The organism is Pedobacter sp. AC163 (assembly GCF_979258665.1).
The window spans coordinates 1650542-1676301 of record NZ_OZ409872.1 but is presented as its reverse complement, the minus strand read 5'-3'; the positions used below and the strand labels follow the sequence as shown (position 1 = coordinate 1676301).

General features: G+C 37.0%; 25 protein-coding genes. 20 read left to right on the top strand and 5 right to left on the bottom strand.

What is annotated here, in order from left to right:
• Positions 1-1491: 1491 nt before the first annotated feature.
• The 13 genes from ACZZZK_RS07105 to ACZZZK_RS07045 all read left to right on the top strand — a co-directional run bounded on the left by ACZZZK_RS07105 (position 1492) and on the right by ACZZZK_RS07045 (position 16114).
• Positions 1492-1701, top strand: coding sequence for a hypothetical protein (locus ACZZZK_RS07105; RefSeq protein WP_463483530.1), 210 nt, complete (start codon positions 1492-1494; stop codon positions 1699-1701).
• A gap of 277 nt (positions 1702-1978) precedes the next feature.
• Positions 1979-2815 (top strand): endonuclease/exonuclease/phosphatase family protein, encoded by an 837-nt coding sequence (locus ACZZZK_RS07100; RefSeq protein ID WP_463483529.1) that lies wholly within the window; start codon positions 1979-1981, stop codon positions 2813-2815.
• A 10-nt stretch (positions 2816-2825) separates the two neighbouring features.
• The gene (locus ACZZZK_RS07095; RefSeq protein ID WP_463483528.1) at positions 2826-3596 is read left to right on the top strand and encodes a prolipoprotein diacylglyceryl transferase; all 771 of its coding nucleotides are present in this window, start codon (positions 2826-2828) and stop codon (positions 3594-3596) included.
• Positions 3589-4983 (top strand): radical SAM protein, encoded by a 1395-nt coding sequence (locus ACZZZK_RS07090; protein WP_463483527.1) that lies wholly within the window; start codon positions 3589-3591, stop codon positions 4981-4983. Before ACZZZK_RS07095 ends, ACZZZK_RS07090 begins: the two co-directional genes overlap by 8 nt.
• Before the next feature lies 1 nt (position 4984).
• Positions 4985-5173, top strand: coding sequence for a hypothetical protein (locus ACZZZK_RS07085; RefSeq protein ID WP_056849478.1), 189 nt, complete (start codon positions 4985-4987; stop codon positions 5171-5173).
• A gap of 3 nt (positions 5174-5176) precedes the next feature.
• Positions 5177-5371: a hypothetical protein gene (locus ACZZZK_RS07080; protein ID WP_265798381.1), complete on the top strand. Its 195-nt coding sequence runs from the start codon at positions 5177-5179 to the stop codon at positions 5369-5371.
• Positions 5372-5610: 239 nt separating this feature from the next.
• Positions 5611-8010, top strand: coding sequence for a phenylalanine--tRNA ligase subunit beta (pheT, locus tag ACZZZK_RS07075; RefSeq protein ID WP_463483526.1), 2400 nt, complete (start codon positions 5611-5613; stop codon positions 8008-8010).
• Positions 8011-8041: 31 nt separating this feature from the next.
• Positions 8042-8332: a hypothetical protein gene (locus ACZZZK_RS07070; RefSeq protein ID WP_463483525.1), complete on the top strand. Its 291-nt coding sequence runs from the start codon at positions 8042-8044 to the stop codon at positions 8330-8332.
• Positions 8333-8365: 33 nt separating this feature from the next.
• On the top strand, positions 8366-8656 hold the full coding sequence (locus tag ACZZZK_RS07065) for a cell division protein ZapA (protein WP_056849483.1): 291 nt from the start codon (positions 8366-8368) through the stop codon (positions 8654-8656).
• 296 nt (positions 8657-8952) lie between these two features.
• Positions 8953-10524, top strand: coding sequence for a ribonuclease Y (gene rny / locus ACZZZK_RS07060; protein WP_056849484.1), 1572 nt, complete (start codon positions 8953-8955; stop codon positions 10522-10524).
• 628 nt (positions 10525-11152) lie between these two features.
• On the top strand, positions 11153-11668 hold the full coding sequence (locus ACZZZK_RS07055; RefSeq protein ID WP_463486281.1) for an Mpo1 family 2-hydroxy fatty acid dioxygenase: 516 nt from the start codon (positions 11153-11155) through the stop codon (positions 11666-11668).
• 150 nt (positions 11669-11818) lie between these two features.
• Positions 11819-14575: a TonB-dependent receptor gene (locus ACZZZK_RS07050; RefSeq protein WP_463483524.1), complete on the top strand. Its 2757-nt coding sequence runs from the start codon at positions 11819-11821 to the stop codon at positions 14573-14575.
• Between the two features lie 84 nt (positions 14576-14659).
• Entirely contained in the window at positions 14660-16114 is a 1455-nt protein-coding gene (locus tag ACZZZK_RS07045) for a hypothetical protein (protein WP_463483523.1), read from the top strand.
• A gap of 56 nt (positions 16115-16170) precedes the next feature.
• Here ACZZZK_RS07045 and ACZZZK_RS07040 read toward each other — a convergent pair whose 3' ends face one another.
• The gene (locus tag ACZZZK_RS07040; protein ID WP_463483522.1) at positions 16171-16479 is read right to left on the bottom strand and encodes a hypothetical protein; all 309 of its coding nucleotides are present in this window, start codon (positions 16477-16479) and stop codon (positions 16171-16173) included.
• Positions 16480-16533: 54 nt separating this feature from the next.
• Between ACZZZK_RS07040 and ACZZZK_RS07035 the strand changes: the two genes are divergently transcribed.
• Complete coding sequence (locus tag ACZZZK_RS07035; protein WP_463483521.1) at positions 16534-16752, top strand: hypothetical protein; 219 nt, start codon at positions 16534-16536, stop codon at positions 16750-16752.
• A gap of 26 nt (positions 16753-16778) precedes the next feature.
• Here ACZZZK_RS07035 and ACZZZK_RS07030 read toward each other — a convergent pair whose 3' ends face one another.
• Together ACZZZK_RS07030 and ACZZZK_RS07025 are read right to left on the bottom strand one after the other, a co-directional pair.
• Positions 16779-17054: a hypothetical protein gene (locus ACZZZK_RS07030; protein ID WP_265797995.1), complete on the bottom strand. Its 276-nt coding sequence runs from the start codon at positions 17052-17054 to the stop codon at positions 16779-16781.
• Positions 17055-17179: 125 nt separating this feature from the next.
• Positions 17180-18310, bottom strand: coding sequence for a hypothetical protein (locus tag ACZZZK_RS07025; protein WP_463483520.1), 1131 nt, complete (start codon positions 18308-18310; stop codon positions 17180-17182).
• Positions 18311-18931: 621 nt separating this feature from the next.
• Here ACZZZK_RS07025 and ACZZZK_RS07020 point away from each other — a divergent pair.
• Positions 18932-19054 (top strand): hypothetical protein, encoded by a 123-nt coding sequence (locus tag ACZZZK_RS07020; RefSeq protein ID WP_463483519.1) that lies wholly within the window; start codon positions 18932-18934, stop codon positions 19052-19054.
• A gap of 178 nt (positions 19055-19232) precedes the next feature.
• On the opposite strand, the gene ACZZZK_RS07015 is transcribed toward ACZZZK_RS07020, so the two are convergent.
• Complete coding sequence (locus tag ACZZZK_RS07015) at positions 19233-20984, bottom strand: lysophospholipid acyltransferase family protein (protein WP_265797993.1); 1752 nt, start codon at positions 20982-20984, stop codon at positions 19233-19235.
• A 92-nt stretch (positions 20985-21076) separates the two neighbouring features.
• On the opposite strand from ACZZZK_RS07015, the gene ACZZZK_RS07010 reads away from it, so the two are divergent.
• The 3 genes from ACZZZK_RS07010 (at position 21077) to ACZZZK_RS07000 (ending at position 23872) form a co-directional block, all read left to right on the top strand.
• Positions 21077-21976: a ComEA family DNA-binding protein gene (locus ACZZZK_RS07010; protein WP_463483518.1), complete on the top strand. Its 900-nt coding sequence runs from the start codon at positions 21077-21079 to the stop codon at positions 21974-21976.
• A 369-nt stretch (positions 21977-22345) separates the two neighbouring features.
• Positions 22346-23497 (top strand): acyl-CoA dehydrogenase, encoded by a 1152-nt coding sequence (locus ACZZZK_RS07005; protein WP_265797991.1) that lies wholly within the window; start codon positions 22346-22348, stop codon positions 23495-23497.
• Between the two features lie 198 nt (positions 23498-23695).
• On the top strand, positions 23696-23872 hold the full coding sequence (locus tag ACZZZK_RS07000; protein WP_463483517.1) for a DUF6496 domain-containing protein: 177 nt from the start codon (positions 23696-23698) through the stop codon (positions 23870-23872).
• A gap of 97 nt (positions 23873-23969) precedes the next feature.
• Here the strand turns inward: ACZZZK_RS07000 and ACZZZK_RS06995 are convergent, their stop codons facing one another.
• Positions 23970-24344 (bottom strand): hypothetical protein, encoded by a 375-nt coding sequence (locus ACZZZK_RS06995; protein WP_463483516.1) that lies wholly within the window; start codon positions 24342-24344, stop codon positions 23970-23972.
• Positions 24345-24509: 165 nt separating this feature from the next.
• Between ACZZZK_RS06995 and rpsU the strand changes: the two genes are divergently transcribed.
• Positions 24510-24704, top strand: a complete 195-nt coding sequence (gene rpsU, locus ACZZZK_RS06990) for a 30S ribosomal protein S21 (protein WP_010601088.1) — start codon at positions 24510-24512, stop codon at positions 24702-24704.
• A 158-nt stretch (positions 24705-24862) separates the two neighbouring features.
• Positions 24863-25747 carry a tyrosine-type recombinase/integrase gene (locus tag ACZZZK_RS06985; protein ID WP_463483515.1) on the top strand — a complete coding sequence of 295 codons (885 nt, stop codon included), beginning with the start codon at positions 24863-24865 and terminating at the stop codon, positions 25745-25747.
• The last annotated feature ends 13 nt before the right edge of the window (positions 25748-25760 follow it).

Sequence of the window (25760 nt, the reverse complement as noted above, 5' to 3'; positions counted from 1 at the left end):
GGAGAGATCTTTTAAGTGATTCTTAATCAAGTCATTATGTCATCCTGAACGTAGTCGAAGGATCTTTCCGCCTCATCGGCGGCGGCCTCCTTCTTTGTTCTTGATAACAAAGAAGCAAACAATCAAGGCTTGCCCCTTTTGTTTGCATAAAGCTAGCGGAAAACTATTAGCGGTAATTTGAGGCCAGCCCTGGCTTTTTCCTTTTCGGCTGCAAATTTCCTTGATTACTGGTTTTTGAATGTTTGTGCTCGTTTTCCACTGCTTTCTTCTTCCAAAATTGGCTATGCCGGAAAGCAGGGTGGCAATAGCGATCGAACTATTTTAGGGCGTCGTCATCTCGACCGTAGTGGAGAGATCTTTTAAGCGATTCTTAATCAAATCATTATGTCATCCTGAGCGTAGTCGAAGGATCTTTCCGCCTCATCGGCGGCGGCCTCCTTCTTTGTTCTTGATAACAAAGAAGCAAACAATCAAGGCTTGCCCCTTTTGTTTGCATAAAGCTAGCGGAAAACTTTTAGCGAGAATTTGAGGCCAGCCCTGGCTCTTTCCTTTTCGGCTGCAATTTTCCTTAACTACTGGTTTTTGAATGCTTGTGCTCGTTTTCCATTGCTTTCTGCTTCCAAAATTGGCTATGCCGGAAAGCAGGGCGGCTATAGCGAGCGCCTATTTTAGGGCGTCGTCATCTCGACCGTAGCGGAGAGATGTTTTAAGGGATTCTTAATCAAATCATAATGTCATCCTGAGCGTAGTCGAAGGATCTCTTTCGCCTCATCGCGGCGGCCTTTTTCTTTTGGCTTGGCCCAAAAGAAACAAAAGCCCAAGGCTTGCCCCTTTTGTTTGCATAAAGCTAGCGGAAAACTATTAGCGGTAATTTGAGGCCAGCCCTGGCTTTTTCCTTTTCGGCTGCAAATTTCCTTGATTACTGGTTTTTGAATGTTTGTGCTCGTTTTCCACTGCTTTCTGCTTCCAAAATTGGCTATGCCGGATAGCAGGGCAGCTACAGCGAGCGCCTATTTAGGGCGTCGTCATCTCGACCGTAGCGGAGAGATCTTTTAAGCGATTCTTAATCAAATCATTATGTCATCCTGAGCTTAGTCGAAGGATCTTTCCGCCTCATCGACGGCGGCCTTTTTCTTTTGGCTTGGCCCAAAAGAAACAAAAACCCAAGGCCTGGATCTGATGTCGGGCAAATTCGTCAAAGCTTTTATTGCGGCATCACAAGCTGCGATGAAGAATCGCAGAATACGCGATGCCTTAGGCTGTGGTTTTTGAAAATTGCGGCATAAGCTTTAACGTTTTCCCCTTCCATCATCTCCTATGCCGGATAGCAGGGCGGCTACAGCAATGAGGTGAGATTCTTTTACTAGCCTTTCTCTTTAAGGAGAAAGATGCCGATAGGCGGATAGAGGTTTTTCTCTTCCATCAGCTGCTATGTCGGAAAACCCGGCCCCGAATCCGTCATCCTCGCGTATGCGGGGATCTTAAAGCGCTGTGAAGGCTTCACCTTTGATTTTTTTCGCCTCATCGGCGGCGGCCTTCTTCGTTGTTCTTGATAACAAAGAAGCAAAAAATCAAGGCTTGGATCTAATGTCGGGTAAATTCGTCAAAGCTTTTATTGCGGCATCACAAGCTGCGATGAAGAATCGCAGTATACGCGATGCCTTGGGTTGTGGTTTTGGAAAATTCCTGCAAAAGCTTTAACGTTTTCCCTTCCATCAGCTCCTATGCCGGATAGCAGGGCGTCGTCATTTCGAGCTAAGCCGAGAAATCTTTTAAACTAGTATAAAGTTACAGCTAGTTTTAAAGATCTCTCCGCTTTGTTGCACTCTGGTCGAGATGACACCCTGGGTAACATTTCGTGTTCGAAAAGATGAGGAGCTGTCCGACCTCGACTGGTATATTTATAACAATTTGACTACTTAAAACTGAATTAACACTAAATTAGTAATATTGGCAAATTGAAAAAATAACCCATCTTATGAAATTCTTTAAAACCTTATTCTGTTTAATACTTATTTCTGTTGTAACCTTTGCCCAAAAGAAAGGAGCGCCAATTAACATTATTACTTATAACATTCGTTTAAATGTAGCATCAGACGGTGTAAATGCCTGGCCTAACCGTAAGGAAAGTGTGAAAGCGCTAGTAAAATTCCACGATGCTGATATCCTTTGCGTACAAGAGGCTTTGCCTGAACAATTTGATGCCTTACTTGAAAACTCCAATTTTGATGTAGTGGGTGTGGGGCGTGAGGATGGGAAACGCAAAGGAGAATTTTCTGCGGTATATTATGATAAAGATCGTTTTACCAAAAAAGACGGAGGGACTTTCTGGCTTTCGGAAACGCCAGATGTGCCATCGAAAGGCTGGGATGCCGCATTAAACCGGGTATGTAGCTGGGTAAGACTTTACGATAGAATCAACAAAAAAGAATTTCTGGTATTTAATACCCATTATGATCACATTGGTGTGAAGGCGAGGATTGAATCTGCGAAACTTTTAAAACGGAAGATACAGGAAATTGCCCCTACTTTGCCGGTTGTTTTTACAGGCGATTTAAATGTTACTCCAGAAACCGAAGCCATTGCCACTATAAAATCTTTTTTAACTGATGCAAAAGAAGTCAGTATAGAGCCTGCGTATGGTCCGAATGGAACGTTCAACGCTTTTGATTTTAACAGCGATTTAAAAAATAGAATCGACTATATCTTTGTAAACAAAGGTTTTAAAGTTCAAAAATTCGCTGTACTGTCTGACAGTAAAGATAAAAGATATCCATCTGATCATTTACCAGTGTTTGCAAGATTATCGTTTTAACTGAAAGCTATTGAAATCCAGCTCGCCTTTTCCATTTCAGTTCGAACTTTTTGGTGATCAATATCATTATCATTACTTGTTTGAAACCCTGGCCTTCATTGTAGGTGTTCGGGTATATTATTATTTAAAGAAGGGGATTGTTGATCCTATTTCTGATGAGAACAGATTGTGGATCATGCTTTGGGCGATGGTGGGTGCTTTGATCGGCTCGAGGGTGGTAGCGGTTTTAGAAACTCCGGCGATATTGGCACAGCTCAATTTTTCCATTCTTTATCAAAGTAAAACTATTATTGGTGGCTTGCTTGGAGGTTTGTTCGGTGTAGAGCTTATTAAAAAAATCATCGGCGTTCATATTGCTTCGGGAGACATTTATGTTGTGCCGATTATAATCGCATTATTCATCGGTAGAATCGGTTGTCTTTCAATGGGAATAGATGAGCCAACTTTTGGTATCGCTACCCAATTATTTACCGGAATGGATTTGGGCGATGGCATAAAGCGACATCCGATTATGCTCTATGAAATGTTTTATTTGATACTGCTTTTATTCTTCTTTAATGCATTAAAAAGCAAGAATCTCATCAATGGAGATCGTTTTAAATTATTCATGGTGCTCTATTTTTTATTTAGATTCCTCATCGAATTTATCAAGCCGTATCAATCATTATTTCTAAATTTAAGCAGCATTCATTGGTCTGCTTTGCTGATTTTTGCTTATTATTATAAATTCATCATCAGAATATCAAAATCAGTTTTTACTAAAAACGTTCAATATGGCTAACACCAGGGATTATATTTATTACGATTATACCAAGAGTCTTTGTCCGGAATGCCTGATGCTTTGCGATGCAAAAATTGTTTTTCAGGATGCGAAAGTCTTCATGCTTAAAAATTGTAAAACGCATGGCGATAGTAAAGTAATGATTGCTGATGATGTGGAGTATTATAAACAAATTAGAAATTACAACAAACAATCAGAAATGCCACTGAAGTTTAATACGAAGGTGCATTACGGTTGTCCGTACGATTGTGGTTTATGTACCGATCACGAGCAGCATTCGTGTTTAACCGTTCTCGAAGTAACCGATCGTTGTAATCTGGCCTGCCCAACTTGTTACGCCATGTCGTCGCCACATTATGGCCGTCACCGTACACTGGAAGAAATTGAACGAATGATGGATGTGGTGGTTGCAAATGAAGGAGAACCAGATGTGGTTCAGCTTTCTGGTGGGGAACCTACCGTGCATCCAGAGTTTTTTAAAATATTGGATCTGGCGAAAACCAAGCCCATTAAACATTTAATGGTAAATACCAATGGAATCAGGATAGCTAAAGATATTTCCTTCGTAGAGAAACTGGCCTCTTATATGCCCGATTTCGAAATCTATTTGCAGTTTGATAGTTTTAGTGCGGAGGTGTTAACCAAATTAAGGGGAGAAGATTTAACCGAGGTGAGGAAAAAAGCAATAGATCATTTAAATCAGTTTAATGTATCGACAACTTTGGTGGTCACTTTACAAAATGGCCTAAACGATCACGAAATCGGAGATATTCTGGAGTACGCACTTAAACAGCGTTGCGTTCGTGGGGTAACTTTTCAGCCTACACAGGTTGCCGGGAGGAATGATGATTACAATGACCAAAAGGGAAGAATTACCTTAACGGAGGTTCGAAGGAAGATATATGAACAGTATCCTACTTTTACCCCGCAAGATTTAATTCCGGTTCCTTGCAACCCAGATGCGCTTTGCATGGCCTATGCACTCAAAATCGGCGATGAAGTGGTCCCTATGACACATTTGATCAACCCCGAAGATTTATTGAACAACTCCAAAAATACCATCGTTTTTGAGCATGACGAAAAGTTGAAGGAGCATATGTTAAATTTATTTAGTACCGGTGTTTCTGTAGATTGTGCAGAAGATACTTTTGGAGAATTAATGTGTTGTTTACCGAGGGTGAAATCGGATAATTTAAGTTACGATAATCTGTTCCGCATCATCATCATGAATTTTATGGATCCGCTTGATTTTGATGTAAGAGCTGTGAAGAAATCTTGCGTTCACATTGTAAGTGATAAATATAAGATGGTGCCTTTTGAAACTATGAACATTTTTTATCGTGATCACAAGATCGACACTATTAGAGAAAAACTAAATATGAATTGATATGATCATCATCCTCTTATTTCTTTATGGCCTCGCCATTGTCGGACTGTTTATCGGCGGGATCATCACCATCATTGTAAAATCATCCAACAACGAACCTACCAAGCTGGGTGTACAAATGTTAATCGCGTCGATTATACTGGTTGTAATTGGTGGCGGTGCTTGTGCGGTGTTACTCGCTAACGGATAGGCTATGGGGCTAATTATTTTTTACTGGCTTGCGGTGGCGGTATTGTTTATCGTTGGTTTAGTTCAGGTGATCATCAGATCTTCCAGAAATCAACCGGTAAAGCCAGGATTAATGCTGATCATTATATCGGTAATTATGATCGTGATCGGCGCCGGAGCTTGTGCCATCATTTTATCCAATTTAAGTATCGGGCGCTAGCTTAAACCGCTCGTCATTTCGAGCGTAGTCGAGAAATCTTTTAAAGATGTTATCAGTAATGCTTACTTTCAATACCGATGCACTCTTTCAGAACATCATATTTTTTATTATATCAAGATTTCTTGTTTAGCTTCCTGCTTTGCCGTTTAAATAATATCTTTGCGTTTTATAATTCTTGAACAACTGTTTTAGTTATGGTATGTCTAAAATCTCTTGTCTGGAATCTCAAATCTCAATAAATGAAAATATCATATAACTGGTTAAAACAATTTGTTAAAATAGACAAAACGCCGGCAGAACTTTCCTTAATCTTAACTAATGTAGGTTTAGAGGTAGAAAGTGTAGAACAGGTTCAGCCTGTTGTTGGCGGACTTGAGGGTTTGGTTATTGGGGAGGTTTTAACCTGTGTGCAACATCCTAACGCCGATCGTTTACGTGTAACTACGGTAAATGTGGGCGGCAAAGAAAATCTTCAAATTGTTTGTGGTGCACCAAATGTGGGCGCCGGGCAAAAAGTTGTGGTTGCTACCGTTGGAACAACCGTTTATCCTTTGGAGGGTGAGCCATTTAAAATTAAGGAATCGAAAATCAGGGGCGAGGTTTCGCAGGGAATGATTTGTGCGGAAGATGAAATAGGTTTAGGTAAATCTCACGATGGAATTATGATTTTGGCTGAGGATACTGAAATTGGTATTCGTGCTAAAGACCATTTTAAAATGGATGATGATTTTGTTTTTGAGATCGGATTAACGCCAAATCGTGCTGATGCAGCCTCACATTTGGGTGTTGCCAGAGATTTAGCTGCCTATTTCAGAAGCGAATATGAAATGCCGGATCTGTCAGCATTTAAAGTCGATAATGAAAATCTGGTTATTCCTGTTGAAGTGGAAGATGCTACTGCTTGTCCGCGATACAGTAGCCTAACCATTTCTGGTGTTACGGTTACCGAATCTCCAGATTGGTTAAAAGATAAATTGAAAGTAATTGGTCTTCGCCCGATTAATAATGTGGTAGATATTACCAACTACGTATTACATGGCTTAGGGCAGCCTCTACATGCTTTCGACGCCGATAAAATTGCCGGCGGAAAAGTAATCGTTAAAAAAGTTGCTGAAGGAACGCCTTTTGTAACCCTTGATGATATAGAGCGCAAATTAAGTGCTGATGATTTGATGATTTGCAATGCCGATGCACCGATGTGCATTGCCGGTGTTTTTGGGGGCAAAACTTCAGGTGTTGATACCCAAACAAAAAACATCTTCTTAGAAAGCGCTTATTTCAATTCGGTTTCGGTACGTAAAACGGCAAAAAGACATGGCTTAAAAACTGATGCGTCTTTCCGCTACGAGCGTGGTACTGACCCGGAAATTACGGTTACAGCTTTGAAATATGCGGCCTTGTTGATTAAAGAATTGGCTGGAGGCGAAATTTCATCATCAGTTTTTGATATTTATCCTAATCACATTCGTCCTTTCGAGTTCGAAGTGAGTTATAACAACATCAATAAGCTCATTGGGGCAAATATTCCATCTGCAGAGATTAAGCATATCATTACCGCTCTAGGAATTACCGCGACCAGTACGTCTGATGATACTCTTGCTTTGAGAGTGCCATCTTTCAAAGTAGATGTAACCCGCGAATGTGATATTACCGAAGAGGTTTTACGCATTTATGGCTATAATAATATTGCTATTCCTTCGAAAATAAATGCTTCTTTATCTTATAGCTTAAAGCCAGAGAAAGAAAACACACATAATACTGTTGCAGATTTATTAAGTGCCAACGGTTACGCTGAAATTATGTGTAACTCATTAACAAAGTCGACTTATTCAAAAAATCTTGATGAAGCGGTTTTTATTTTAAACCCGCTAAGCAGCGATTTGAATGTAATGCGCCAAAGCATGTTAATGCCAGCGCTGGAAAGTGTAGCTCATAATCAAAACCGCAAAAATGCTGATGTTAAGTTTTATGAATTTGGTAAAACCTATCATTTAATTAACGAACAATATGTAGAGCGCCCGCGGTTGTTGTTACTAATATCTGGCGCAAAACAAAGTGAGCAATGGAATCAAAACTCCAAATCGGTAGGTTTTTATAATTTGAAGTCGGCTGTTGATGCGATTATCAATCGTTTAGGGATTTCCAGTTATCAAACGGATGTTTTAAATGATGAGAACTTCGCTTATGGAATTAAATATTTCCGTGGAGATAAAACGCTGGTTAGTTTCGGGGCAGCAAGTAAAGCTGATCGTAAACTTGCAGATGTAAATGCGGAGGTTTTTTATGCTGACTTTGATTGGGCTGGGTTACTGGACATTGTAAGGAAAAACAAGATCATCAATAAAGAGGTTTCCAAGTATCCGCAGGTGCGAAGAGATTTATCGTTGTTGATTGACCAGGTCGTAACTTTTGATACCTTAAAAGGGATTGCCTTTAAAACGGATAAAAAGTTGATTAAAGAAGTAGGTGTTTTTGATGTTTATGTGGGGGATAAATTGCCGGAAGGTAAAAAATCTTATGCGTTGAATTTCATTTTGCAGGATGAAGAACAAACGCTGACTGATAAGCAGATTGAAAATACGATGCAAAAATTAATCGCGAATTTAACCCAGCAAGCGGGTGCAGAAATTAGGAAATAAAATATAAATTCGTATTTTTAGAAATAAATTCATGACTTCTGTTGCAGATCAATTAGATAAGGTATTACAAAAAACAGCTCGATTAATTGAGTTATGTAATGCATTACAAGAAGAAAATGATTTATTAAAGCTTGAAAATCAATCGTTAAAAGTGGCGCTTGATACTTCGAAAGTCAAAAATGTAGAGCTTGAAGAAAAATTAAGGGTTACTAAATTGGCCAAAAGTATTGAGGGTACAAGTGAAAAGTCGCTTGACATTAAACAAAAAATTAACGATTTTGTGCGGGAGATTGATAAAAGTATCGCATTACTTAAAAAATAAATGATGCGAAGAAATCAGAAACTAAGCTAACAAATGGGAGAAATCTCGATTAAAATAACCATTTCCGACCGTATTTACCCACTTAAGGTGAATACAGAAGAGGAAGAAATTGTGAGACGGGCAGCTAAAATGATCAATGAGCGCATAAAAGATTATCAAGATAATTATGCGGTTAGAGATAAGCAGGATCTTCTTTCTATGGCAGTTTTGCATTATGCAACCGCTGTATTAAGAACGGAAAATAAAGTGCAAAACCAAGATACTGCCGTTGCTGATAAAGTTGAAGAGTTGGATATTTTACTCAACGGTTTTTTTACAAAATAAGGTTCGTTCTTTGGCGATTTGTCACTTTGAACTTGTTTCAAAGTCTTAACAATTAAGTTCCTGGAATAAATTCAGGATGGCGTCGCTCTAATTAGCATAAAAACATAGCCGCGGCTAGTTTTTTGAGTTTCAAATTTATAAAACTTAACACTTCAATATCTATGGGGTTAAGAGGGCGTATTTCATCTGCTTTATGCACCTGAAAATGGCTTAAATCCCAATTATGCTTAGTTGAGGTTTAAAATGATGAGACTTTAAAAAAATTAGTTGCGGTTTTTTTTTACTTAAAAAACAAAATGGAGATAACGGAAATTCTAGGATACATATTTGCCTTAATAGCAGGCTTAGGTATCGGTATAGCGGTAGGCAGGTTCCTACTGCGCAACCTGTTAAAAGGGCAGGAAATTGCGGCCCAAAACAAGGTGAAAAAGATTTTAAAAGATGCAGAGAACAATGCAGAAATTCTAAAAAAGAATAAACTTTTAGAAGCAAAAGAGAAATTTTTGCAGTTAAAAGCAGAGCATGAACAAGAAGTGAATGCCAAAAATAATTCCATCAATCAGCGTGAGAATACCATGAAGCAGAAAGAGCAATCGGTAAACCAGCGCATGGAAAACTTCAACAAAAAAGAGCAGGAACTAGATAAGCAAAAAGCCAATTTAGAAAAGCAAACTGAGCTTGCAGTTAAAAAACAAGAAGAAGTTGAAGTGTTAAAAAATCAACACCTGAAACAATTAGAAACCATTGCTGGTCTTTCTGCTGAAGAAGCTAAAGCACAATTAGTAGAGAATTTAAAGCAAGAAGCCCGCACGCAAGCGATGATGCAGGTAAAAGATATTGTTGATGAAGCCAAATTAACAGCAAGCAAAGAAGCCAAAAAAGTGGTGATCCAAACCATTCAACGTACGGCTACAGAAGCTGCGATTGAAAATTCGGTTTCTATTTTCCATATCGAGAGTGATGAGATTAAAGGTCGAGTAATTGGTAGAGAGGGTAGAAATATCCGTGCTTTAGAGGCTGCGACTGGTATTGAAATTATTGTTGACGATACTCCTGAAGCGATCATTTTATCTGGTTTCGATCCGGTAAGAAGAGAGATTGCCCGTTTGGCCTTGCACCGTTTGGTAACTGATGGTCGTATTCACCCTGCCCGTATTGAAGAAATTGTAGCGAAAACCAAAAAGCAAATCGAAGATGAAATTGTGGAGATTGGCGAACGTACGGTAATCGATTTAGGGATTCACGGTTTGCACCCTGAATTAATCAGAATGGTTGGCCGTATGCGTTACCGTTCATCTTATGGTCAAAACCTTTTACATCACTCACGTGAAGTGGCTAATTTCTGTGCTACAATGGCGGCTGAGTTGGGCTTAAACGCAAAGATGGCTAAACGTGCCGGTTTATTACACGATATTGGTAAAGTGCCTGATGATAACCCGGAATTGCCTCACGCAATTTTAGGAATGCAACTGGCCGAAAAATATAAAGAGCATCCAGAAATTTGCAATGCAATTGGTGCCCACCACGACGAGATAGAAATGACTTCGATGATTTCTCCAATCGTTCAGGCTTGCGATGCCATTTCAGGCGCTCGTCCTGGTGCACGTAGAGAGGTAGTGGAAAGTTACATCAAACGTTTGAAAGATCTTGAAGAACTGGCTTTGTCTTATCCTGGAGTAGAGAAAACTTTCGCCATCCAGGCAGGTAGAGAACTTCGTGTGATTGTAGAAAGCGAAAGAATTACAGATGCACAGGCAGAATTATTAGCTGCAGATATCTCGACCCGTATTCAAACGGAGATGACTTATCCTGGGCAAATCAAAGTTACTGTTATTCGCGAAACACGATCGGTAGCATTTGCGAAGTAGTCGTCTATCCGTCATTGCGAGGTTTTTAAAGCCGAAGCAATCTCATTAATAAATTAAGCGATGGAGTTTTTTCCATCGCTTTTTTGGTTTTTAGGGTTGACATGTGATAGGCGATTTGAACTTCTTTTCATCTGCGAAAATCACCGTGATCGGCGGGGGGATTTTAGCCCAATGCAATTATAGATTTAGGTTTCCCGCAGATTAAGAAGATTAACGCAAATCTTATTTGATGAATTGTCTTTTATCTCGTCTTTTCGACTGAAATGCAGTGGAATGGATAAATCTTTTAATCCTGTATTCGGGACGTGTTAATTTCAAAGGTTCTCACCTTCGCTCGAAATGACGGCGGATGAGATGATAAAATTCCTATCTGCGAAAATCACCGTGATCTGCGGGGGGATTTTTAGCCCAATGCAATTATCTATTTAGGTTTCCCGCAGATTAAAGAGATAATTAGCATTGGTGCTAATTTTTAAAAAGTTCGTCATTGCGAGGCAGGGAATGAGCGAGCCGAAGCAATCTATATTAAACCAACACTACGAGATGGCTTCAGTCGATGAAAAATCGATTTCTAATGGATGACAAGCTCACGGTACGCTTTCTCCAACATTTTTCATATTTTTACACCATGAGCAAACCAACTATCCAAATTGAACCTAAACGCCCTGTTGATGTACTTTTTGATAAGTATGCGGAAAGCCACCAAAATCCGACCAATAAACTAGTGCATTGGATTTGTGTTCCATTGATTGTTTTTAGTTTACTGGGCTTGGTTTGGCAAATTCCATTTCCACACATTGGTTTTTTAGGCAATTACAACGGCTTCTTCAATTGGGCTTCTTTTCTGTTGGCATTTAGTTTATATTACTATTTCACGCTCTCGCCTGTATTGTTTTTTTTAATGATTTGGGTGGTAGGGTTAATGAGTTATGTCATTGTGAAAATAGAGCAGGCTGTTGGTTTGGGAAGCGGGACAGCTTATGCGATTTATGCCGCCATATTTGTCGCTGCCTGGGTAGGTCAATTTATTGGGCATAAAATTGAGGGTAAGAAACCATCTTTTTTAGATGATGTTAAGTTTCTGTTAATCGGTCCGATTTGGTTATTGCACTTTATCTGCAAGAAAACGGGTATAAGATACTAACCTAAAAGTAGCTAACATTAAATTAACCTTTAGCTAAACAAAGCTTAATTAACATCTAACATACAGCTAACATTGTGGTAATAGCTTTGCCTAAAATTAAATACAGGCAAATTGGACTTAATCACAATTTTTAAAAAGTCGGCATTAGTCATGCTGATTTCATTTCTGAGCATTGCAGCTTACGCACAAACTGGTAAAATTTCTGGAACGGTAGCCGATAAAAAAACCGGTGAAACCTTGATTGGGGTAACGGTTAAAATTAAGGGCACTGCTAAAGGCGTATCGACTGATATTGATGGTCATTACACATTGCAAGCAATGGCTTCAGGAAAATACACCTTGGAGTTTTCTTACGTTGGATATCAAACTAAAGAAGTGTCTGATGTTGATGTAAAAGGACCTGCTGTTACTAACTTGAGTGTAACATTGGCTGAGGCTGGTGGACAGAATCTTCAAGAGGTTGTTATTAAAGCTTCTTTTAAGCAAGAGTCTATTAATACATTGTATGCTCAGCAAAAAAATAGTGCATTAATCTCTGATGGGATCTCAAGCGAGCAAATCAAAAAGTCACCAGATAGGAATACCTCTGATGTTTTAAAACGTGTTAGTGGCGCAACCATTCAAGATAACAAGTTTGTTATTGTACGCGGTTTAAGTGATCGTTATAATACGGCCACACTTGATAATTCTACTTTACCAAGTACTGAAGCTAACAGAAAAGCTTTCTCTTTTGATATTGTACCATCAAACTTGGTAGATAAAATTACGATAAGTAAAACGGCTACACCAGATTTGCCAGCAGATTTTGCAGGAGGTGCAGTACAGATTGTAACTAAAGATATTCCAGATCAAAACTTCTTGTCGTTTGGTGTTGGATATGGTTACAATTCTCAATCTACATTTAAAGATTTTTTAGGTACAAAGAAAAATGCACTTGCCTACTTAGGTTATGAAGATGGCGGGAAGCAGTTGGCCGAAAATTTCCCTACTCGTGAAGCAATCGCTGCGGGAACGTTATCTAACGCGAAAAATATTGCAGCTTTAAAATCTTTTCCTACAGATAATTCTATTAAAACTACAACTGCGCTACCTACTCAAAATTATCAATTCAATTTAGGTAGAGTGAAAAACTTTGAAAATGGGAATAAGTTCGGTGCAATGATTTCTGCAACTTACAGGAATGCGCAAACGATTTACGAGAACAACGAACGTAATTTTTATATCTACAACTATAACGATAATCAATATAGGTTTTCGACAAATGTTGGGGGTTTAGCTAACTTTGCTTATAGTTTTGGAAAGAATAAAATTAGTTTCAAAAACATCTACAATAAAAATTACGACGACAATTATACTGTTCGTACAGGTATTAGAGATGCCAATACGCTTAATCAATTCTATGCATATGATATTATGCAGAAATCTCTTTACAAGGCAACTTTAGAAGGTGATCATCAAATAGGCGAAGGAAATAGTAAACTGAAATGGACGGCATCATATAGTAATATTACTAATAATCAACCTAACCAGTTAAAGCTTAATTACCAAAAAGCTCTCGCTTCTCAAAATGATCCTTCAGTTCCTTATGAAGCAAATATCACATCTTTGGGTAAGGAAAATACGAGGTTGTTTTCTGATTTGAACGAGAATTTATATTCTGGAGAGGCTAATTACATTACACCTTTCAAATTGTTTGATGCTTCTACTACTATGAAAGTGGGGTTAGGATCACAATATCGTGAAAGAACTTTCAATGCTCGTTTTGTGGGGGCACAATTACAAACTAACGATATCGACTTACAAACTCAGATCAGATCTTTGCCAATCACTGAAATCTATTCTCAATCATTAATAGAGTCTGGTGTTTACAAGTTGGCCGAGGTTGGTGGACCATTAGATGATTACAATGCTAACTCGTTTACCAATTATGGCTATTTAATGCTTGATCAAAAATTTGGCGAAAACTTTAGAGCAGTTTATGGAGCAAGGGTTGAAAACTATAATGTGAAGTTAATGAATACGTTGAGCACTTACGTTGATGATACCCAGCTTGACGTACTCCCATCTGCGAACTTAACTTACAGCCTAACTAAAAAAGCCAATTTGCGTGCCGCTTACTACCGTACATTGGCAAGGCCGGAATTTAGAGAACTTTCGTTAAATTCTTATTATGACTACGAACAATTGAGCAATATTATTGGTAATCCAAATTTGAAAAGATCGATTATTGATAATTTTGATTTACGCTATGAAATTTATCCAGAAGCAGGACAGCTTTTCTCAGTCTCTGCTTTTTATAAGCGTTTTACAAATGCGATTGAAACTTATCGTTATGATGTATTATCAACTGTTGATGTTGCCTTTTTCAATACACCAAAAGCTTATGTTTATGGTTTAGAGTTTGAGGGTAGAAAGAATTTAAACTTCATTAATGATGAAGGCTTCTTTAAAAATACCACTGCTTATTTCAATTTATCCATAATTAAATCTAAGGTAACCAATCCAACAGATCAAGATTATATTGATAAAACTCGTCCAATGGTTGGTCAATCTCCATATTTAATCAATGCAGGTTTACAGCACAGTGCTTTAGATAACAAGTTAAATTTCAATATTCTTTACAATAAAATTGGAAGAAGAATAGTACAGGCAGGTGGTATCCGTTTCCCTAGTACCTGGGAAAACCCGAGAGATGTAATCGATTTTCAAGCAAGCTACAAGGTACTTAAATCTAAAGGTGAGGTGAAGCTGAATGTTGGTGATATCTTAAACCAACGAAACACAGTATACTTCGATTATAACGGAGATAAAAAATACAATGGAAGTGTAGGTAACGGTGGAGACGAAACTTTTACCTCTTACAAAAGCGGTACAAATATTTCATTATCATTCAACTACTCTTTTTAGTCTTTACAATATGTTAACAGGATTTTAATCCTGAAGAAAAATTAAAAGTATCTCTTTGTAAAAAAAACATTTAAAACAAAAAAAATGAAAAACCAATTTCTACTACTTGCTTTAGCGGTGGTTTTATTCTCAACTTCTTGCAAGAAGAATATTATTGTAGAAGGACCTGCAACTGATGTTCCAACTGGTTCAACTTCAAATGTTGTAGAAGTATCTGGAGAAATTTCAGCAAATACAACTTGGTCGGCAAGTAAGATCTATTTATTAAGAGGATTTGTGTTTGTAAGTAACAACGCTACTTTAACTATTGAGCCAGGAACAATTATCAAAGGAGATAAAGCTTCTAAAGGAACGTTAATTATCACTCGTGGTTCAAAAATCAATGCAACTGGTACAGTTGATAAACCAATTGTATTTACTTCGGCTTTAGGAGCAGGTGCTCGTAGCCAAGGAGATTGGGGTGGTATTATCCTTTTAGGTAAAGCGCCAGTAAACCAAGGTACAGATGTTAAAATTGAAGGTGGTTTGGTTCAACCTACTGGAAAAGACGAAAAAGCATATATTTATTATGGTGGTGCTGATGCAGCTGATAACTCTGGTGTAATGAAATATGTACGTATTGAATTTGGTGGTATTGCTTATTCAGTAGATAATGAGATCAACGGGTTAACAATGGGAGGTGTTGGTAATGGCACTACTTTAGATTATGTTCAAGTTTATCGATCAGGAGATGATGCATTTGAATGGTTCGGTGGTACTGTAAATGCAAAACACTTATTGGCTATTGGTACCTGGGATGATGATTTTGATACAGATTTTGGTTACTCTGGTAATGTTCAGTTTGCGTTGGCACAACGTGTTTCAACTGTTGCCGATCAATCTCAATCTAATGGTTTCGAATCTGATAACAATGCAACAGGTACAGATCAATCGCCAAAAACTTCTGCAGTATTTTCTAACGTAACTATTTTAGGTCCGATTAAAGCTGCTGGTGGTTCTTACAATGCTAACTTTTACCATGGTGCTCAAATCCGTCGTAACTCTTCAATGAGCTTATTAAACTCAGTAATTTCTGGTTTCCCAATCGGAATTTACATTGATGACACGAAAGTTATAACTGCTGGTTCTACTTCAGCAAATTTCACTACAGGAAATATGGTTATTGCTAATAACTTAATTTACGGTATAAAAAATACCGAAGTAAGTGTAAGTAATACAGCAGTAGCAGCAGCTATTGAATCTAAGTTACGTGCTGATAATACTTTTGGATCAGCGCTTTTCGCAAGCACACTGTTTAATACTCCGTATGCATACGGAACAGATTTCGCAGCAAGTGGATCGGCAGCGGTTGCAAACTTCACTTTGTCGGCTAACTCAGCGGCAGCAACTGGAGCATCATTTACTAATGCTAAAGTTTCTAATACTTTCTTTGATAAGGTAGATTATAAAGGTGCTTTTGGTTCGGTAAATTGGGCTTCTGGATGGGCTGATGCTGATCCTCAAGTACTAGCGTATACTACTCCAGGCGCAGTGAAATAATTTTGAGAAGTTAAACTATATAAAAAAGGGTCAGAAATTAATTTCTGACCCTTTTTTTATGCGGTTTTATTTGCATCCGTTTTATCTTTCTTTTTACTCACTTTCTTTTCAATCGCCTCATCAACTGCTGTAACGAGTAAATTATCATCTTCCTTTATAAAAGGTGTAATAGAATCGTCTTGTTGCAATAAGGTCACTTTCTTCGAAAGTTGTTTCGCAAACTTCTCTATCAATTTATCTGTCTTTTTGGCTTTACCTACCTGGCTTACAACTTCGTTAAATGCTATTGCTAATTTAGATTCTAATTCTTTACGTAATTTTTTGCTTGCCGATTGCTTTTTCGACCTGGATTTATTCTTCTTCATTTAACTCATATGGATTTCTCCAAAGATAAAATTTCGTGAAGTTAAATTAATATTATGATTATGTTAAGCGTAGGATTGAGAGTTAACATCAAAAATATTTTGTGTTATATTTATAATGATCTGTTCATCACTAAAGAAATAACCATGGGTGTAAATTTGCCAGTTGTAATCGTAGTGGCCATAATGGTGGTTCTGTTAATTGTATTTATCATTAAGAGAAACCAAAAAGACAAAAAGAAATTCGAGCAGGAAATGATCGATGAAGAAATCTAGCCAGAAAAAGACGATAAGGAAAATATTTAGAAATTACTTCCTTCAGCTATCTCGCCACCTAAATCCAAGGTGTTTTGAAAGGCTTCCAGGTAAGCTAACAAATGTCTTTCCGCGTTGGCGTAAGAGGTAAATGTTGCTGCCGGCTCATTTGCATCAGCATCACTTTTGCTTTTAAAATAGTGGCTAATTTGAAACTTGAAGCTGTTCTCGTCATTAATCGGCGACATAATTCTGGCCTTAACCGGGTGGCCATGAACCTCAACAAAAAATTCTTTTAAAATATTATAAATGACTGCCGACATAGGGTTTGTTTTTAAACTAAAATTATTTAGTGAACTAAAGTACCGTAAAAGCAGTATAGTTTCGGTTTTTAGCAATAAGATTACGTTTTGTTAATATTAAATTAACATCAATTATCGAAATACGACTATTTTTTGATTGGCTCGTATGCGTAAACAATTTCGTAACTGGCATTTTTTAGATTACTTGAAATCTGGCCAATTTTTAGATTTTGCGTTTGTGGGGTAGGTTCACAGAAGGAATATTTTTTGCCCTGATAGGTAATGAAACTCCCTACGGGTTTATCGAACTGAACGGCCATTGTTAAGTGTGTAGGGTAGAGCAAGGCAATCATCGGTAAATTATAGATTTCCTTTACTAAAAAGAAAAATAATGCTGCCCGGTCATCGCAGTCGCTATATTTATTTAGTAAAGTTTGCTCTGGAGACAATCTTTTCTCTTTACCGAAATTCTGGCCGTCATCTTCATATAAAAAAGCATATCGGGTAAATCGCATTAAATAATCAACCCCGTTTTTTTGATCCAGGTGTTTGGTGTTTTCTTTCAAAATTGGAATCAAAGAGCTGTAGGTTTCTCTACTCAATGGAATATTAAAATAGCTTTCGTAATCTACTACCGGATAGTTTTTAAATATCTTTTGCACTTCGTCATTCACTTTTAATTTAAAGTGGTAAACCTTTTGTTTATAGCTAAATTGAAGATCCTTTTCTTCATAAGTTTCAGGTTTAAACTCGGGCATTCGCGTTACTTTATAAGAAAAGGGTTTGGTGGCTTCTGGTATCTTAATTTTAACAGGAACGTAAACACTCTGCTTAAATAGCTTCCCATAATCGTGATAATTTAAGCACATATATTTTTTATCATCAATCATAAAGAAAGGGATATCGCTAATATCTTCATCGTTATTTACATAAAATACAATCTGATTGTTGCCGATTGCAATTCTGGCATCGTAGCCGCATTTACTTAGTAAATACCATTTGTAAAGCGTATAACGAAAATAATTCTCTGCCTTCGGGCTAATCTCTTCGGCCGTTTTCCTGATCAGTTGATAGTAGATCCAATCGTTAAGATGGTGTTTTTCTTGGTAAGCCTTAAGTGCTGAAATGATTGTTCGGGTATCTGCTGACTCGATTTTATTATAAAAGTTTAGGGCCTCGGCAGTCGTTGGCTTATTAACGGTAGAAATAATTAATGATGAATCTAAATTGAAGTTAAAAGTACCATCATAAAATTCAAACGATCGATTTTGAGCCATTACGGAAATTCCACAAAGCAGCAAGCATGTGAGCAGTACTTGTCGAAATTTATTTATGTAAAAGCCTGATTTCAATTCATTAATATTTGGTTACATTAAATTTACATCTTATTAACTTAAAATCAACAATTTCTTTATGTTAAGAATTCTGGATGTTGTTCACCTATATTTAACACAGATTTGCGGCTATAGGAAATTAGGTAGAAATTTTTAAAAATTTTTGTTGTTAATTCAAACATAAATTATACTTTTGCCAACGCAAGGGGTGAGAGCCTTGCATCACAATCATAAAGATTGAGAGCGTTAATTTAGATAAAGGTTACAACAGCGATTGTTGTAACCTTTTTTTGTTAAATCAATCATGTGCCTAAACGCAAAAGGCAAAAAACGAAGCCCATTCGCATTAGCGATATTGACATATCATCAATTATAGAAGAGACAATTGCCATCACGATAAAGAAACGATGGTTGAATGTTTACACCAAAATTTATTAAGAGAAATTGAGTGATTGAGGATAGCGCCTATTTCTGTCCTGGCGGTTTGTCAGCTTCGAAAAGTTGATTAGCTTTTGCATGATCCAGTACCAGCCATCAATGCCGAGAGGTGAGAAGTAGTTATCAATGCCTTTTATAAAGAAAATAGCGCAGGCAATCGTTTTTATGGATAATGGTTTTGTTTTATTTAGTAAGGAAGCATTTAAGCTTGGCGATGGAAAGCAAACAGCTATTATGGTGCGTAAATAATTGTATAGCTATGATGACAATTACCTTTAAAAACATCCATTTTATAATCTTAAGTTAATTTCTTCTTAACAATACATCCTCATATTTGTGGCATAAATATTTGGTTAGTATTTATAAAGTTTAGGTTAGTTGATAACAAAAATACCCAGATGGATGTCTGGGTATTTTTATTTTAAAGCTATAAGTTTTTACCGAGTTTTTCCAACATCTCTGGCGGAATATTATGTGTATCTACCACTAAGAAACCATCCAGACAATCTGAAAATTTCGGATCTATATTGAAAGAAATGATCTTTGCATTCAAGTTCATGTACTGCCTTAATAAAACAGGAATTTTAATATGCGAATTTTCAATGTCGCCAATAATGCTATCTAAATCTTTAAAAGATTCACTACTATCAACCAATGTGTCGGTCGAAATTGGAAGTAAATCTGCTTTGAATTTATTACGTGGCTTAACGTATTTCGCCATTTCATAATCAAAATGGTTTTTAGTGATATAATCAACAATCAGGGCCTTACTAAATTTAGAAAAACTGTTGCTAATACTTACCGGTCCGAACATGTATCTATATTGAGGGTTATCAATAAGATACTTTAAAATACCTTTCCACAATAAAAATAATGGAAGCGGTTTACCCTGATATTCTTTTCTGATCCACGATCTGCCCAGTTCAATGCCTTGTTTTAGCATAGGGTAAAATTGATCTTTCATTTTAAAAAGTTCGGAAAGATAAAAACCTCTACGACCCATGCTTTCTAAAATTTCATCGCCTTTTCCAATGCGGTAGGCACCCACAATATTCTCCAGATCTTTATCCCAAATAAATAGGTGGTTGTAATAAATATCGTAATTATCGAGATCGATTTTTTTATTGGTTCCCTCACCAACTTCGCGAAAGGTAATTTCCCTAAGTCGCCCAATCTCCCGTAAAACATTTGGAATTTTTAGCGTGGGAACAATATAAACCTCGTAGTTTTTTTCTGTCCATACTTTAAAATCTTCCAACTTGCTCACTTCGGTCTTAATCAACTCACGAGAAGTCTCTTCAATAATCTCTGCTGGCTTTTTCTTTATCTTGAATAATTTAAGCGGATTAAATAACCTTCTTTCCTGATCTAAACCAACGCCAAGCGCATAGGTGCGGGCACGAAGGAAATCCATCAACTTGTTACTGCTATTCATGTGCGAAACCTCTGATGGAGCGATCGCTTTTCCAACACGAACTTTGATGGTTAAACCTTGTTTGTTTAAAAACTCGGATGGAAGTTTAGCAGTACGAAGGGTAGGATGAATAAAACTTAAAATATTAAATAAAACGCCATTATTACCATGGAAATAAATGGGAACAACCGGCACTTTTGCCTTCGCGATTAACTTCCCAACTACCGGATGCCACATTCTATCGGTAACTTGTTGCGCATCTAATTTGAAGGTAGAAACTTCACCCGCAGGAAATATTCCTATTGGTATTCCATTTCTCAGTAAATCGAAAGTAGTTTTTAAACCGCTTATGCTCGATGAGTGTTGTACATTTTCAAAGGGATTTACCGCTACAAAAAATTCATCTAGATTAGGTATTTTTTTCAAAATGAAATTGACCATTACCTTCGCATCCGGACGTACAGTGCATAAAAGTTTCACTAGGGCCAAACCTTCAACCCCGCCATAAGGATGGTTTGCAATGGCAATAAATGGCCCCGTTTTAGGAATGCTCTTTAAATCATCTTCGTCAAATTCAATAGAAACTCCAATAGTTTCCAAAATTTTATCTACAAATTCTAAGCCTTTAAAGTGTTGATTTTGAGCAAAAACATCGTTAATGTCATTCAGTTTCATGAGCTCCATCATCAAGCCGGCCAAACCTGGCACACCGAGTTTATCTATCTTGGTTGCTTTCGCAAACTCAGAAGTAGTAATGATCTTCATATAATATTCTTAGATTGTTGATAGCTAAAACCCGTGAGCTTTGCAATCCCAAAAATAAGATTTATATTTATAATACACACGTCATATCACACATGAGAATTTGGCTCAATAAACATTTTGGTTTCAGTAAGGGCGAATTCAATGGATTACTGTTGTTGATATTTATTATCATCATATTAAAGGCGATACCTATTATATACGAGAAGGTGCAAACGGTAGAAAAGGACAGTCCTGATTTACTAGCCAAAATCCATAAATTAGAAATAACCGACCAACAAGATTTTCATTATACCAGAGATCGAATTGAAAGATCAGGAGGATCCAGGAAGGTAAAACTATTTAATTTTGATCCGAATAGTTTAAGTGTTGAAGGATGGCAATCTTTAGGTTTATCTGTAAAACAGGCACAAGCTATTGTGAACTATACTAATAAAGGTGGTAAATTCTATAAGGCTGAAGATCTTCAAAAGATGTACACGATTTCGCCAGAGATGTATAGAAAACTATTTCCATTTGTTAGTATTGAGAATCAGTCCAGCCATTATCCAAAGAAAGATCTCGGTTTTGAAAAAAAGGAGTATGTTAAAAAACCTCCGACAATTATCGATATCAATACTGCAGATTCTGCCCAGCTTGATGAAATAAAAGGTGTTGGTGGCACATTTGCTAATCGAATTTTAAAGTATCGGGAACGTTTAGGCGGTTTCCATAAAAAAGAGCAGCTAATGGAAGTTTATGGTTTAGATTCGGTTCGTTACGAGGAGATTAAAAATCAGATTTCAGTAAGTCCGATGGCGCTAAAAATTATCAATATTAATACCGCACAATTTAACGACTTGAAAGGAAATCCATATCTTTCCTACAAACAAATTAATGCCATTATCCAATACAGAAAGCAGCATGGAAATTATAGTGATCCGGCTGATTTAAAGAAAGTCCTAATCCTTAATCAAGAAGTAATCGATAAGATTACACCTTATATTTCTTTTTAGAAAAGCAATCGAAGTGCTAATCGGTTTCGATAGTCCCGCTTTCACCCCAATCTTTTTTTAACTTTTGTCATGCTTCGGTTGCAGCTGCTTCGTGCTTCAGCATGACAGTACATTTAGGGTTGCTTCAAAAAAAAGTATTTCCGATTAATCGGGTTTATTTAATTTAAACCTTTTCAAATAACTAAAATTCATACGTAATGAACTAAAAAATATAAAATAGCTGCTATACCGTATTTATACCTTTAAAATTAATCATTAATGTTATTGAACCGAATACCATTTCATTCTGCATTGATGCAAATTTATAATGGCAATTAACTATAAAATAATTGTTTATAATTGCCAGAACTAACTTAAAATATAAACTTAATGAGCGTTAGCTTTAATTTTTCAGAAACAGAAACTCAACAAAATGTAAAGGCAATGGTCCGCGATTTTGCTGAGAAAAACATACGTCCAAATATTATGGAATGGGATGAAGCGCAACATTTTCCTGTAGAGTTGTTTAAGCAATTAGGCGATTTGGGTTTAATGGGTGTTTTAGTTCCTGAAGAATACGGTGGTTCGGGCTTGGGTTACCAAGAATATGTTGATGTAATTGTCGAGGTGGCGAGAGTTTGTGGTTCTATTGGATTATCACTTGCTGCACACAATTCACTTTGCACAGGGCATATTTTGGCTTTCGGCAATGAGGAGCAAAAACAAAAGTGGTTACCAAAACTAGCTACTGCCGAATGGATTGGAGCCTGGGGTTTAACAGAGGCCAATACCGGATCTGATGCATTAAGGATGATGACCACTGCCGTTGAAGACGGTGATGATTACATTATTAATGGCGCAAAAAACTGGATCACCCATGGTAAAAGTGGCGACATTGCAGTTGTAATGGTAAGAACAGGGGAGCAGGGAAGTTCGAAAGGAATCTCTGCAATTGTGGTGGAACGCGGAACGCCAGGTTTTTCGGCCGGCAAAAAGGAAAATAAATTGGGTATGCGGGCCTCAGAAACTACAGAAATGATTTTTGATAACTGCCGTGTGCCTAAAGCCAATGTGTTGGGTAATGTAGGCGAAGGCTTTAAACAAGCTATGAAAGTGTTGGATGGAGGAAGGATTTCTATTGCCGCATTAGCATTGGGAATTGCAAAGGGTGCTTTTGATGCTGCAGTTGCTTATTCGAAACAACGCCAGCAATTTGGACAACCTATTTCCAGCTTCCAGGCTATAAGTTTTAAACTAGCTGATATGGCAACTGAAATTGAAGCTTCAGAATTACTAATCCGTCAGGCAGCTGATTTAAAAAACAGGCATTTGCCGATGACGAAAGAATCGGCTATGGCTAAATATTTCGCTTCGGAGGTTTCCGTTAAAGTGGCTACAGAGGCGGTTCAGATTTTTGGTGGCTATGGTTATACCAAAGATTTCCCGGTAGAGAAATTTTATCGCGATAGTAAATTGTGTACAATAGGAGAGGGCACATCAGAAATACAAAAGATTGTCATCGCCAGAGAGATTTTAAATTAATTAAGAAAGGAAAGGGAAGTGGCTAAGATTTAGGCTAAGGTTCATTCCTCAACCTCGATCTCAAAGTTATTAAACCAAATATACATTATGAGTAATCCGGAGTGTTTAACCACCTTCGGATTTTTTTTGCTAAATTTTTAAAACCAAGCTTTGTTAACGGCGGTTTTGATTAATGACTAACGACTAATAACTAAAGCTATGGCAAAATATTCGAAAAAAGCTGGTGAAAAAGTAGAGGAAACCATGCATGAGATGAAAGAGGGAAAGCTTAAAACAGGATCTGGCAAGAAAGTAACGTCCAAGAAGCAAGCGGTAGCGATTGGTTTATCCGAGGCGAAAAAAGAAGGCGCAAAAGTTCCGAAAAAGAAAAATTAAACCTATTATTTGGAAAACAAGTTGAGCAAAGGTCAGTTAATTTAAAGACTAAAGACTAAAGACTAAAGACTAAAGACTAAAGACTAAAGACTAAAGACTACTTAGCGGTTATAATACTATCTACTACATATTCGCTAAATCCTCTCCAGGGTAAAGCATGATTGTATTGTTTATAATGCAGCTCGTAAAATTTACCGCTATTGGCCATCATCTTTTCAGCAAGTTCTTTGTTTGCAATTGAAAACTCGAACTCATTACTTTGCACACTTCCGGTAGTCCGTGATCTCAAACCACTCTGAATTATTTTTCCTTCGTAGGTTTTGAAGATATAACCCTTTTTAACAACAAAGTTTAGCTCGCCAGCTTTCACACCTTCGCCGAACACGAAGAAATAACGATAGTAAAATACTATGCCTAAAATAATAATTACTAAAACTGCAATGATCGAGATTGTTTTCTTACCGGTTGTCATATATTAAAGTATCACTAAAAGTAATTAAAGATCATTATAAAACAATTAATGTTTGAATAAAATTTGTTTTTAAAAATCTTTCTCATATTCAATTATTTACTTACATTTGCAGCCCCGCTAATAGGGGAATAATTTAAAAACCACGAGAGGAGGTATTTCAGCGTTATGATCATTATTAACATTAAAGACGGCGAATCATTAGATAAAGCCCTAAAACGTTTCAAGAAAAAGTTTGAAAAAACTGGTGTATTGAGAGAACTACGTAGTCGCCAAGCATACGAGAAAAAATCCGTTGCTCGTCGTACTGAAATTAAACATGCTGTTTACATTCAGAATATGAATCAAGATACAACTTCATAAGTTGTTCACGATATAGAATATTAAAGTCCCGATCTTTTAGGTCGGGACTTTTTTGATTTAGGCTATCATCGAAATCTTTACAATAAACAATTAGTTAATGATTTCTTTATATCAAAACAATTTGTAACTTCATATCTATACCTAGCAGGAGATATTGCATGTTGCTAAAAAGTTTTATTACCTATTTAACTCACGAGAAGCGCTATTCTTCGCATACCATCACTTCCTATCAAACTGATTTGGATCAGTTTGAGCAATACATTCACGCCACTTTCGAAATAAACTTCACAGAAGTTAAGCATACGCACATTAGAAGCTATATGGTTGATTTGATGGAGCGAAAAACTTCAGAGAACACAATCAACAGAAAAATTTCTGCTTTAAGAAGTTTATATAAGTTTTTAATGCGGGAAGAGCAGGTAAATCAAAATCCTACACTTTTAATCAAGGCTCCTAAAATTCCAAAACGTCTTCCGGTATTTGTTGATTCGCAGAAAATGAACGTTCTACTTGATTCGGAAAATTATTTTGACAATAGTTTCGAGTCTGTTAGAGATCATTTGGTTATCGAATTGCTTTTTGGTACAGGAATCCGCCTTGCAGAGCTTATTCAACTAAAAGAAGCTGATGTAGATACTTATTCAGGAACGATTAAGGTGTTGGGTAAAAGAAATAAGGAGCGAATTATTCCGGTAAATAAACAACTTATTAATCAGATCAATAGCTATATTGATCAAAAAAAATTGCAGAATTTTAATAACAATTTGATTAACTTAATCGTTACGAATACAGGTGCAGCGGCATATCCAAAGCTAATATACCGTATTGTAACTTCATACCTAAACCACATATCAACCAATGAAAAGAAAAGTCCACACGTGTTGCGGCATAGTTATGCGACAAGCCTGTTAAATGCAGGAGCAGATTTAAATGCCATTAAAGAACTTTTGGGCCACGCCAGCTTGGCTGCAACCCAGGTTTACACCCACAATTCAATCGAAAGATTAAAAACAATTTATAAACAAGCCCATCCAAAGGCGTAAAAAAAGGAGGAAA